12 protein-coding genes are annotated in these 12,071 nt (G+C 54.9%); 8 read left to right on the top strand and 4 right to left on the bottom strand.

Annotation, left to right across the window (positions count from 1 at the left end):
• Positions 1–406 precede the first annotated feature (406 nt).
• The 6 genes from EKM95_RS10930 (at position 407) to EKM95_RS10910 (ending at position 5,635) form a co-directional block, all read left to right on the top strand.
• A complete protein-coding gene (locus EKM95_RS10930; RefSeq protein WP_164510193.1) occupies positions 407–1,099 on the top strand; it encodes an EndoS/ChiA family endoglycosidase in 693 nt (230 codons plus the stop codon).
• 36 nt (positions 1,100–1,135) lie between these two features.
• Complete coding sequence (locus EKM95_RS10925; protein WP_125698389.1) at positions 1,136–2,128, top strand: LPXTG cell wall anchor domain-containing protein; 993 nt, start codon at positions 1,136–1,138, stop codon at positions 2,126–2,128.
• 481 nt (positions 2,129–2,609) lie between these two features.
• Positions 2,610–3,689 carry an endonuclease/exonuclease/phosphatase family protein gene (locus EKM95_RS10920; RefSeq protein WP_125698387.1) on the top strand — a complete coding sequence of 360 codons (1,080 nt, stop codon included), beginning with the start codon at positions 2,610–2,612 and terminating at the stop codon, positions 3,687–3,689.
• A 12-nt stretch (positions 3,690–3,701) separates the two neighbouring features.
• The gene (locus tag EKM95_RS10915; RefSeq protein WP_125698385.1) at positions 3,702–4,520 is read left to right on the top strand and encodes a Cof-type HAD-IIB family hydrolase; all 819 of its coding nucleotides are present in this window, start codon (positions 3,702–3,704) and stop codon (positions 4,518–4,520) included.
• Between the two features lie 154 nt (positions 4,521–4,674).
• On the top strand, positions 4,675–4,848 hold the full coding sequence (locus tag EKM95_RS11735; RefSeq protein WP_164510192.1) for a hypothetical protein: 174 nt from the start codon (positions 4,675–4,677) through the stop codon (positions 4,846–4,848).
• Positions 4,849–4,978: 130 nt separating this feature from the next.
• On the top strand, positions 4,979–5,635 hold the full coding sequence (locus EKM95_RS10910) for an MIP/aquaporin family protein (protein ID WP_125698393.1): 657 nt from the start codon (positions 4,979–4,981) through the stop codon (positions 5,633–5,635).
• Between the two features lie 63 nt (positions 5,636–5,698).
• Here the strand turns inward: EKM95_RS10910 and EKM95_RS10905 are convergent, their stop codons facing one another.
• A complete protein-coding gene (locus tag EKM95_RS10905; RefSeq protein ID WP_225423297.1) occupies positions 5,699–6,460 on the bottom strand; it encodes an ABC transporter permease in 762 nt (253 codons plus the stop codon).
• 356 nt (positions 6,461–6,816) lie between these two features.
• Between EKM95_RS10905 and EKM95_RS10900 the strand changes: the two genes are divergently transcribed.
• Positions 6,817–8,061 carry an RNA-guided endonuclease InsQ/TnpB family protein gene (locus EKM95_RS10900; RefSeq protein ID WP_125698381.1) on the top strand — a complete coding sequence of 415 codons (1,245 nt, stop codon included), beginning with the start codon at positions 6,817–6,819 and terminating at the stop codon, positions 8,059–8,061.
• Positions 8,062–8,200: 139 nt separating this feature from the next.
• On the opposite strand, the gene EKM95_RS10895 is transcribed toward EKM95_RS10900, so the two are convergent.
• Genes EKM95_RS10895 through EKM95_RS10885 form a run of 3 tightly spaced genes read right to left on the bottom strand, consistent with a single transcriptional unit; the run spans position 8,201 to position 10,477 of the window.
• On the bottom strand, positions 8,201–9,142 hold the full coding sequence (locus EKM95_RS10895) for an ABC transporter ATP-binding protein (RefSeq protein ID WP_125698378.1): 942 nt from the start codon (positions 9,140–9,142) through the stop codon (positions 8,201–8,203).
• Positions 9,139–9,351, bottom strand: a complete 213-nt coding sequence (locus EKM95_RS10890) for a PLDc N-terminal domain-containing protein (protein ID WP_125698376.1) — start codon at positions 9,349–9,351, stop codon at positions 9,139–9,141. Before EKM95_RS10890 ends, EKM95_RS10895 begins: the two co-directional genes overlap by 4 nt.
• Positions 9,344–10,477, bottom strand: a complete 1,134-nt coding sequence (locus EKM95_RS10885) for a helix-turn-helix domain-containing protein (protein WP_125698373.1) — start codon at positions 10,475–10,477, stop codon at positions 9,344–9,346. The genes EKM95_RS10890 and EKM95_RS10885 overlap by 8 nt, the downstream gene beginning before the upstream one ends.
• Before the next feature lie 270 nt (positions 10,478–10,747).
• Here EKM95_RS10885 and nagA point away from each other — a divergent pair, with 270 nt between their 5' ends.
• Entirely contained in the window at positions 10,748–11,911 is a 1,164-nt protein-coding gene (gene nagA, locus EKM95_RS10880) for an N-acetylglucosamine-6-phosphate deacetylase (protein WP_125698372.1), read from the top strand.
• Positions 11,912–12,071 lie beyond the last annotated feature (160 nt).

Below are 12,071 nucleotides of genomic sequence, written 5' to 3'. Positions count from 1 at the left end.
CCTCTGCATTCATTATACGACAGTAACGGAACGGTTCCCATGAAAACAAGGCACTTACAAATATTCAGTATCCACTATTGTATTGGTGTACTTCGTCAATTCGAACTAAAAGTCACCATTTAAATAGATTGTTTATCATTTGTGACTATATGGCCACGCGATGAGAACCCCTTAATATTCTAATTAGCATAGTTGAAATCCACTTGACCTCGTAAATGATTGCGCTTACAAATAAAGATGTTCGCGGAGGAACAAAAAGAAAGGTTGGATGACTATGACTCACAAGTTCGCTGGGCTCAAACGTACTGTGCTAGCACTCATCATTGGGGCAGCCGTCGTTTTTGGAATTGTTGCATTCCCGTCGCACCAGACGCAGGCAGCTGCGTCTCCGAACGGCAAAGAATTCATGGTCTATTATCGTGCCTGGCGCGATAAAACAATGAAAGGCGTTAATACGGACCTCGCAGATCCCAACACTCAGAGCATGTTAGATCTCCCGCATGGCATCGACATCGTTAACGTTTTTAGTTATGTGCCAAGCGGCCAAGAAGCCGCTGCTGCCCCATTTTGGGAGGCGCTGAAGAATACGTATGCCCCGGCGCTTCACAAGCGCGGGGTCAAACTCGTGCGGGCGCTTGGGTACCAAAGCCTGACCACAGATTTTTCCGCATTTGCGGCGACACAAGGGGACCTCGCCAAGATGACTGCGGATGAATTCAACAACGTGGTCGATCAATGGGCGCAACACGAGATCGAGACGCTTTCTGGCAAATACGGGTTGGATGGCATCGACATTGATATGGAGCAGTCGCCAAGTGCTTCCACAACAGCTCTGACCGATGTGTTGATCGCTGCACTCGGAAAATACATCGGGCCGGAAGCGAATAATGGCACGCTGTTCATTTATGATTCCAATGGCTCGAATATGCAGCCGTTCAAGAACGTGGCCTCTGTTTTCAGTCATGTTGGTTACCAGCAATATGGTTCGAGCACGAGACGGACTGCCAGCGCCGCATCGGACTACGCAGCCGCTGGATTTGATACCACCAATTTTCTGGCCGGCCTCACTTTCCCGGAAGAGGGCGACAATAACCGCTGATATGATACAGATCCAGCTGATCCGGATGGCAGTCATGTGATTCAGGAAGCGAAGTACATCGCAGCGAGCCACTTAGGTGGGATGTTCATGTACGCCGTGGATCGCGATGGCCGCACTTATTCAAAGGATGATCTAAATCACGTGTACCCGACGAGCTACCGCTGGACGAAAACTGCGATCGCGCTGACCAAGGGCTACACCCTCAATCAGATCAAAGCGGCCGCGTTGCAGCATATTTCTCGTGTGGCAAACAGCAAGGGGTGGGATGAGGAAACGGTCACAAAGACACGGACTTCGGTCAATGCCGCGACCAGCATCTTTGAGGTCTATTCGGCCTTCATGTCAGATGATTATGAACAATCGGTTGATCCGACCTTCGACGCCATCAAGGAAATCGAGAACCCGCTGGCCGACAAGACCGCACTTGAAACTGCCCGAGCGGCTGCCGAAAAGCTGGTCGAAAAGTCAATCGATCCAGCCGCTTTGAAAACGGCTATCACGAATGCCGAGACCGTTGACGCAGACGAGTGGGCGACGCAAAACGCTGTTGATGCCGCGACCGTTGCCCTCAATACGGCAATCAAGCACGCAACCGATGCGCTTGCAGCTAAAGCAAAGGCAGACGAAGCAGCCGGCTTCAAAGTTGGCAAGCGCGATGGGGAGGCCGGTAAGTCTTCCGCTGCGAAGACTGATGTAGTTCTGAAGCAGCCTGCCGCCTATCAGACAGGCTACGCAAATGGCTACAAACTTGGCGCGGATTCTTATGCGGCCGCGCAGAAGGCTTTGGCTGACAAAAAGGACACGGCTGGGGCACAGCCGACTCAAAAGCTGGCCAAGCCTACCGTAACGCCAACTCCCATGAAGAAGGCACGGACAAAGACACTGGCAACCAAGACCCCAGCCAAGAAGATCGTTGATAGCCAATTGCCTGCGACTGGTGACCTGGTCAACACAGGACTCATCATGCTTGGTACTGTACTTTTGATGACTGTTGGTATATTGGTTGTAATTCGCAAACGCCGCGCATAAAGTCTTCCTCCGCGAACAAGGACCGAGAGAAATCTCGGTTCTTTTTTTGGACTGGAAAGATTAGCGTGAGGGCATCCTACGACTGCGGACCTTCTAGGATACAAAATAAAGCGGGGAATTGTCTCTTGGTGACGTAAATCGTTCCGCAAAGTCCCTTTGTTGCAGGATGTGAGGGTGGGCTCTCGGGTGGGCGGAGGGCAGAACCGGCTCAGCCCCCTCGTCGGTGTTAGCGGCTGTGCCGCTTACACCGAAGGCAAGCTTTGAGACCGCGCTTTTCAGCGGGCTCAAAGTTGCCTGTCCGCTCTACTTCGGTCGCCAGCCAGTTCTGCCCGGAGCCCACCCGGGCGAAACATCCAACAAAGGCACTTTGAGGGAACGCACATTTACATCGCCAAGGTGGCACAATTTGCCGGATTAGATTATCCTAAAAGTCGGACGTTTTTGTGGGCGACCCGCCCGCACGCTAAAGGGGGAGACAAACATGAAGAAGAAACATCGCTGGTGGAAGATCCTGCTGGCCCTGCTCGGCGCAGTGGTCATCGCGTTTGGCGGCTACCTGATCTACCTATTTTCCGCGTATCACCGCATGGCAGACGACCTGCCGCTGACCGCCAAGCACGAGCAAACAGGCGAACTGCAGACCGGCAAGGCCTACACCGCGCAGACTTATAACATCGGCTACGGTTCGTATCCAACGAGCTATTCATTTTTCATGGATGGCGGCAAATATTCGCGCGCTTATTCCAAAAAGGCCGTGAATGCCAGCCTCGATGGCATCATCAAGACCACCGAAACGGATACCCCGGACATCGCATTTTTCCAAGAAGTCGACTGGGACGGGGACCGCTCGCAGCACGTCAATGAGGTCACCAAGTTGGAAAATGCGTTCAAGGGGACGCACACGGCGGTCTACGGCCCGAACTACGACTCGCCGTACCTGTTCTACCCGTTCACGGACCCAATCGGCAAAGCTAAATCCGGCCTCGTGACACTGGTCAGCGCCGGGGTCACCAGCGCGCGGCGGTACAAGTTGCCGATCGATAATGGGCTCGGGCGGTTCATCGACTTGGACCGGGCGTTCACGGCGACAAAGGTCAAGGTCGAAGGGGGCAAAACCCTGCAGCTGATCAATATCCATATGTCCGCCTTCACGAAAAAGCGTGAGGTGCAGCAGGCCCAATTCGACACGCTGTTCGCTTATATTAAAAAGGCGTATGCCAGTGGCGATTATGTGATCGTGGCTGGTGATTATAATCACACGCCACTGCCGGACACGCCGAAGATCTTCGGCACCAGCAGCAAGCCTCAGACCTGGACCCATCCATTCCCGCATGACCAGTTGCCAAAGGGGTTCTACATGCCGACGATGGGGCTGGCAAAGGCCAAGGTGCCATCTGCCCGCGGATTGGATAAGCCGTATTCGGCAAAATCATTTGTCACGTTGATTGATGGGTTTATTTTGTCGCCGAATATTACGGCGCATACTGTGGCGGTCACCGATACCGGTTTTGAATATTCTGATCACAACCCGGTGCGCCTCACTTTTACGTTGAACAAATAAGGAGTTTATCTCATGTATAAAATGATCGTCAGCGATCTTGATGAAAGTCTATTAAAGGACGACGGGTCGGTCTCGGCGCGCGATCTTGAGACCATCGCGCGGCTGAAGCGCCAGGGAATCAAATTTGTGCCGAACACCGGCCGCGGCTTCGCGTCGGTGCAGCGGCTATTGGATGATCTCGACACCCGCGGCGAGGCTGGCCAATATGTGATCTCTTATAATGGCGGGGCGGTCGTGGATAATGCCCACAACGAGATCGTTTTGGCGAAGCCGTTGCCGTTTGACGTCGCGGACCAGATCTTCCAGCTCGCGATGGCGCATCCGGATTATTGCGCGCATGTCTACACGTTCCATCATGTTTATGTGACGCGGCCGAATCCCGTCGAGCTCGGCTATTTGGCCAACCGCCAAGTGGCTTTCACCGAATTCCACGCGAGCGACCTGCAGGATTTTGCCGGCCGCGACATTGCGAAGGTGATCTTCCAGCATCCCGAGATGAAAATGCGGGAAGCCCTGCGCGATGAGGTCGCAAAGACGATCGATTATCAGCCCACTGTCAGTTTTTCCTCAAATCGCTATGTTGAGTTCAATCCGGCGGGCATCGACAAGGGTGACGCGGCGATTGCACTGGGCGCGCGCATCGGCATCGCGCCAGAGGAGATCATCGCGCTGGGCGATAATTCTAACGACTTGAGCATGATTCGCAAAGTCGGCCTCGGCGTCGCGGTCGCCAATGCGATTCCGGCGGTGAAAGATGCGGCGGGGCTGGTGCTGGATGTCACAAATAATGAGGATCCGGTGACGGCGTTGGCGACGAAGCTGGGACTGTGATGTGCGTTATGTTTTGAAACGTTAGATGCTGGGAAAATATTTATATTAAAGAATTTGAGCCCCTGAAGAATTTTTATTCGGGGTTATTTTTCGCTTGACAAGTTACTTGGCGGCTCTGATATACTGAGCTCACAAAAATAAGGGGGGACTCGCTATGGATAAGCCGTTTAGCATCCACCGCCTCACCATCGAAATGGACGAAGCGCAGTATAAGGAGTTTATGGATCGCCGGAAGGGCATCTACACGCCGGAACGCCGCGCTGAGTTGGAAGACCTTGCGCGGATGATGAGGGAAACGCCGTATTATAAGTTGACGTATCGCGAGTGACGGCCGTCTTTCCCCTGAGATTGCCCCGCTATTTCTTGCGCGAATCGCGCCCTTCCAGTTTCATTCATGGCCTCAATAAGGTAAGGTGGAAGGGTACATATCCTAGGTGTCAAAGGAGCGATTCGTTTTGTTGAAAAAATTCTGTGCTGAATTTATGGGCACGTTCATGTTGATTTTTATCGGGACCAGCAGCGTCGTCATTGCAAAAGGCGACGTGTTGACCATCGCGCTGGCGTTTGGCCTGTCGATCACGGTGTCCGCCTATGCGTTTGGCGGCATCTCCGGCGGCCATTTCAACCCAGCCGTGACGACCGCGATGTGGATCAACAAGCGTGTGAATGCCGTTGAAGCGATCACGTACATCGTCGCCCAGTTCCTCGGGGCAACGGTGGCGGCCGGCATCGTGAAGGCTTGCGTCGCATCGCTTGGCCTGTCCACAGCCAGCCTTGGCCAGACTGATTTTCCGAAAATTGGCGCGGGCATGGCATTCTTCGTTGAAGCCCTGGCGACCTTCTTGTTCTTGATGATCATCTTGTCGGTGACCTCCAAGAAGTTTGGTGACAGCCGCTTTGCCGGCATCGCGATCGGCGTGGCGCTGGCCCTGCTGATCATCTTTGCCCTGAACCTGACCGGTGCGTCCTTGAACCCGGCCCGTTCATTCGGCCCGGCGATCTTTGCCGGTGGCTCGGCGCTGTCTCATCTATGGCTGTACATTCTCGCCCCAGAAGTCGGTGCGGTTTTGGCGGCATTTGGCGCCAAGTACCTGCTCGGCAGTGAAGAAGACTAATTAAAAACCCAAAATGACCCCCGCCGCTTCAAAAACGGTGAGGGTCATTTTTATGTGGAAATTTTATAAGCGTTTCTCTTCCAACACGCGCACCGCAGCCCATGTGAGCAGGCCCGTCGCAACGAGGGTGATCACGATGGCCGGGGCATAATGGCTGAGCGTCTCGCCACCTGTGGTCAGGGTCATGTTATCGGTGAGCAGCGACAGTGGGTTGAAGCGCTGGCAACTCTTGAACAGGTTTAGAATCGCGAGTCCCGCGTAAGCGACCACGCCGGTGAGGAGCCCCGCCGCACTATTTTGCCCAAGGCTGGAGCCGAAGATCAAGACGGCGGACAGCAGGAGGCCGAACACGAGGAGGGCGACCAGGCCGGCGAGCAGGTGCGGGGACTTGTGATCAGGAAAATAATAAGCGGTATACGCCCAGCTGATCAAAAAGGCGAGGGTGACGCTGCCGATCCAGGTCAGGATGGCGAGGGCGACTTTGCCGAGAATCACGGCGCGGCGCGGGAGGCCTTTGGTGACGAGGTTGATCAGGGTGCCGTCCTTGAGCTCGCTGGAAACGCTGGTGCCAAAGACGATGGCGAAGACGAGCAGGCCGATCTGGCTCATGTTTTTGTAGTACTGGGTCCAGCTGGCGGCCGAGTCGGCTTTCGGCATGAGGGCGCTCAGGGCCGCAGTCTCACTGGACAGCTTGAGGATCTCCGGGGTGAGCTTTGCCATCAAGGGCGACAGGATGCCGAGCACGGCGAACACCACCACCATGATCAGCGCGCGCCGGCTCCGCCAGAACGTCAGACACTCTTTTTTGAAAAATAGCCAGCTCATGTTCATTATATTTTTGGGGCGAGAAACCTCTGACTTTAGTCAGAGGAGGTAAGCCCGCTGCCGCTGACGTTAGTCAGCCTTTTTGCTTGGGCGTCCCGCCTTCTCCCTTCTGTTTTTGGATTTTAAAGATAATTAGTGACTGTTTCTCTGGGTATATCGCCAGGTGTCTCAATATAATAGCCATGGAGACCATAGTGGTGAAAGATTTACGCTGCCCCTTAACGTATAAATTAAATAATCTTAAAAAGAATATATACAGTGTCCATCTTTACCTACAAAGATAATTATTTGAGCAGATGGACTTCCCGGATTCTACCACTCCATTGTATAATTTGGGTGTAAGGAGGTGAAATTATATGACTAAGAAAATGGCCGACTTGGCCTATCACTATGGCTTGAAAATGCGCCTCTTCCCTTCGTCTGAACAGAAGCGGATCATCGACAACAACATTAACGCCAGCCGTTTTGCTTACAATGAGATGGTAGCGATCGACAAAGAACTCTACTTGCTTCAACAAGTTCAGATACCGATCTCGATTGTTCAAGACCGTATCGCTTATCTAAAACGACGCAAGAACAACACTCAAATGTTGTTTGCCATTCACCCCTGGTTGGCTGGCACTGGTATTGGCACCGATGTGATCGACCAAGCCAGGCGAGCTTATCAAGCGGCGTGGCACATGTTCCGTCAAGTCCACCAGGCTGGTGTCCCCGTCTTCCACCGCAAGAGCTATGATGGGAGTTATCAGTTGCCTACTCGATACACCAAGACCGAAGCGGGTCTAATGAGCGGTTCCAACCGATTTCTCGATACCAAGCACGTTACGATCAGCGGACTGGGAAAGTTCCGCGTTTCGGGTTCACAAAAGCGCTTGTTCAGTCATGCCGATAGTATCCGTGTCGGCACTATCACAGTGCGCCGTGACGCGACTGGTCGTTACTACCTGTCAATGCAGTTAGGTTCTGATGTGCCATTCGTTGAACTAAGCCAAAATCGCCAACCGGCGATTGGCATTGACCTGAATACCGACAACTTTTTAACAGATTCTGACGCCAATGTCATTGCAAATCCACGCTACTATCGGGCCATCAAAGGTAAATTGGCCAAACAACAGCGGAAGTTGGCTCGCCGTGCCCTTCGAGCTAAAAAAGAAAACCGGGCACTTCGCGATTCAAAGAATTACCAGAAACAACGAGTGGTTGTTGCCAACCTACAACGTGATGTGGCTAACCGCCGCGACGCTTTTCTCCACCTTTTGTCCACCACACTGATCAAGAACCACGATTTGGTAGTGGCAGAAGAATTGAGGAGCAAGAATATGTTGCGCAACCACGCGCTGGCAATGAGTATTGCGGACGGTGGTTGGCGTAGATTCTTAGGCATGTTGGCTTACAAGGCGGTCCTGTACGCGCACAAGTTTGTGACTGTTGATCCACGCAATACCACACAAACTTGTAGCGATTGCGGTTTTGTAATGAGTGGTGACCAAAAGCTCACGCTTGCAGACCGCGAATGGACGTGCCCACAATGTGGTACCTATCACATTCGTGACCACAACGCCGCAAGAAATATCCTAGCAAAAGGTCTAGCACTAAAATAGAGAATAAAGTCCGTCTGGCAACCTACGGACTTTAAAGGCTTTGGTAATTAGCACGTAAGACCTGTGTACAGGCAATTGCTGTATCTAAGCAAATTGTAGTCGCACCGCCGTTAGGCGGTTCTCCTGCAAGCGTCTGACTTCAGTCAGGCGTGGTTGACCGGATCACCTCCATGAAGACTTGATCGAGCGTGGGGTCGACGCGGGCAAAAGTCAAAGGCGCCAGGCCGGCCTGGGCCAGCGCCGCCATTACGCGGGTGGCGGCGGGCGCATAGTCGCCGGTGTACGGCAGGGTGAGGGGGGTCGGGGCGGCCGGGGCCTGTTGCGTTGAGGCAGCCGGAGTTGAAGCCAGGATGTTCAGAATTTTGGCCGCGGTGGCCGTTTCCGCCTCACTCGCGAAGGTCAACGAAATGGCGGCCTGCGCGTATTTATTTTTCAAGGCGGCAAGGGGGCCTTGTTCCTGGAGGACGCCGTCGTGCAAAATGCCGACGTGGTCGCAGATGCGCTCGACATCGGTGAGGATGTGGGTGGACAAGACGATGGTCAAACTGCCGCGCAGGCCGCTGAGCAGGGTCAAGAAGTCGTTGCGGCCGGCGGGATCCAGGGCGGAGGTGGGCTCGTCGCAGATCAGAAGCTGCGGTTTGCCCAACAAGGCCTGCGCGATGCCGAGGCGCTGCTTCATGCCCCTGGAGAATCCGGCGATGTGGCGGTGGTCATCGGCGAGGCCAACTTCATGCAGAAGCGGGGCGATGTCGGCGGGGTCGCCGGCTGTGATGGCGGCGCACAGGCGCAGGTACTCGCGGGCGGACATGTCCCCATAAAACGCCGGGACGTCGGGCAGGTAGCCGATCATTTTGTTGGTTGGGGTGCGGCCAAAGGTGACGGGCTGGCCGAACACCTGCAGCGACCCGGCATCCGGACGCTCAAGGCCCAGAATCAGGCGCATCGTGGTGGTTTTGCCGGCCCCATTTTCGCCGATGAAGCCAAAAATTTGACCGGCCTCGACGGTGAGATCAAGGCCGCGCAACACGGGGTGGTCGCCGAACTGTTTGGTCACGCCGCGCAGGTCAAGGGCGGCGGTCATGCTTTTTCACCGCGCCCGAAGACGAAGTAAACCACCGGGCCGACGAGTTGAAAGAGAATCACGATGACGAGCCAGAGGGCCTTGTTGCCGAAGCGGTAATGGGGATGGCGCAGGACGTGGACGACCGCAGTCAGCATCAGCGCGACTTCCAAGATGATCAGCGGAATGAAAAATGGCAGGTATTCCATGAACAATTCTGAGTTATGCATGGGCAAACGTCTCCTTGAGTAGAGTGAAGCGGACGGCAAGCGGGGCCTGCGCGGGCTGCGCAAGCAGGGCGGCCAGTGGCGGGACGGTAAACGGCACATTGGGCAATTCGTGTAGCAGCTGATCGGCGTTACGGGGCAATTGCCCACCGAGGTCGGTTTGGGCGAGCCAGTCGTCGATCTGGTCAAAATAGGCATCGCCATGCAGGCCAAGGGGCAGTTGCATCTTTTCCAAGAGGTCGGCGTAACGCTGGAGGTCGGCTAAGGCTTCGGCGGTGGCGCCGCTGATCGCCCGGGCGCTGGCGCAGGAGATCAGAAAGTTCACGAGCAAAACTGGGCTGAGGTCTGCGATGTGAAAGGCGTCGATCAGCGCCAGGCCGCGCGCTTCGGTGGCCGCGACCTGATCCGGCTTTTCGGCGATCAGCTGGGCGTAATTGGTCAGCTGGCTGAGCAGGATGGTCACGTATTGATACAGCGCCGCCTGGGTGGTGGTGATGGCGGCCTGGGTCTCCCCCTTGACCTGATGCGCCCAGGCAATCAGCGCCTCGGTCGGATAGGTCTCGGTCGCGGTCTCGCCCAGCAGCGCAAGCACCTCGTCCGGCTGATTGAGCTGCAGGTCGCAGTAGGCCTCAGCCGCGCGTGACTTGGTCAAGACGGTGGGGTCACTGCTGAGTTGTTGGCAGCGCTGAAACAGGTCGCGGGCCTGGGTGACATACGTCTGGGTCTTTTCGCTGGCATCTTTGCCCGGCAATAGGTCAAAATGGTTGAGGAGCAGCTGGCCGACCTCAAACAAAAGTGGTGCGCAGGAATAATAGCGGCGGGTGAGGTCCGTGATCGAGGTGAGGACTTGGGCGGCCGGCTGGGTCTGAAAAGCCTTGCTGAGCTGGGAATAGATGCGGCGGATCTGTTCGGCGGACAGCTGGGCGTCGTAGCTGAGCAGGGTGTCGATGCTGACGCCAAAATACGCGGCCAGTAGTGGCAACAGCGTGATGTCCGGGAACGTCTGATCATTTTCCCATTTCGAGACCGAGGCCTTGGAGACCCCGAGAAAATCCGCAAGTGTTTGTTGGGTCACCGCCTTGCCTTGGCGAAGCGCCGCGATCTGTTGGCCAATCTTCATGGTGGTCATGGGCCCACCTCCTACAATTGAAATGATACCGTGCTTCCTGCCTTCAGTATAGCGAGCGGTTGTTGATTAAGCGATGACAAAATCAACTACCGCGATACACTGGGCGACGCGGTCTTCGGTGAGGTGGCCACTTATATAGAAGAAATAATTGGCACAAGCAAACTAGTCTTCAGTTATCGATTTTTTGGTATAGACCAGAAACGGGTTTCATGCTACACTGGACGTGGTAAATGGCGCAGAACGTTGATTACAGATAGGAGCAGATCAATCATGAGTTATTGGATCCATGCAGATAAGTTCTTCTTGAAAAACAACACCGAGATCGGCGGCTGGCTTGAGGTCACCGACGACGGCAAGTTTGGCGCGTATGTGCCGAGCTACGGCAAGCAGCCGGCTGGCGAGATCAAGGATTACAGCGGTCGCTGGATCGCGCCAGGGCTGGTCGACACTCATATTCACGGGCTGCTCGGCCATGATGTGATGGACAACGATTGGGCCGGCATCGAGGAGATGTCTGAAGGCCTGCTTCAGACCGGGGTCACGGCTTGGCTGCCGACCACGTTGACCGGTTCGTTTGAGCAGCTCAATGACGTCTGCAAGACCATCGGCGACCATGCCGGCGAGGAAAAAGGTGCGAAGATCAAGGGGATCCATTTCGAAGGCCCATTTTTCACCGAGGAACACAAGGGCGCCCAGAACCCGAAGTATTTCCGCGACCCGTCGATCGAAGAATACGACGCATGGCAAAAGAGTGCGAAGGGCCTCTTACAAAAGATGTCCCTGGCCGCCGAGCGTGATGGCGCGGTGCCGTTTATTCAGCACATGGCCGGCGATGATGGCAAAGTCGTTGCGCTGGGTCATTCCAGTGCGACCTTCGAGCAAGCCAAGGCCTGCATCGAAGCGGGTGCGACGATGTTCTGCCACACGTTCAACGCGATGAGCGGCTTGACGCACCGTGCACCTGGCATGGTCGGCGCCGCGATGTACATGAAGAACGTCGACGATGAGCTGATCGCCGATGGGCACCATGTCCGGCCGGAAGTCATTTCTGTGCTGGTCAAGGAAAAGAGTGCGGAACATATTGCCCTGGTCACCGACTGCATGTCCGCTGGCCTGCAGCCGGATGGCGACTACATGCTGGGCGAATTCCCAGTCGTTGTCGCAAATGGCACGGCGCGCTTGAAGGACGAGACCCACAACTTGGCAGGCTCCATTCTCCAGCTCAAGGACGCGATCAAGAACGTCGTCGACTGGAACTCCGCAACGGCTGAAGAGGCTGTCAACATGGGCGCTTATGTGCCTGCGAAGTCCGCGAAGATCGATGCCACCTGTGGCAGCATTCTTCCCGGCCGCGACGCTGATTTCCTGGTCTTGAACCCAGACATGAGCCTGAGCGAGACCTACCTGGATGGCGAGAGCCGTTACCAGGCATAACCTTTTTTAAAAATTACGAAGCGCATCTCTCAATCTTGGGGGATGCGCTTTTTCTGGAAATTTGTCAAATGGTGTTGGTTTTATGTTTTAAGCTTTTATGGGTCTCCTCTTTTGAGGGGGCTTTTTGTTATCTTAAGGGCTTAGAGGGCTTAGAGGGCTT

Origin of the sequence: Lacticaseibacillus yichunensis (genome assembly GCF_003946405.1) — a bacterium.
In the GTDB taxonomy this organism is placed as follows: Bacteria; Bacillota; Bacilli; order Lactobacillales; family Lactobacillaceae; genus Lacticaseibacillus; species Lacticaseibacillus yichunensis.
The sequence above is the reverse complement of the archived record's forward strand: the minus strand, read 5'-3'. Positions and strand labels throughout refer to the sequence as shown.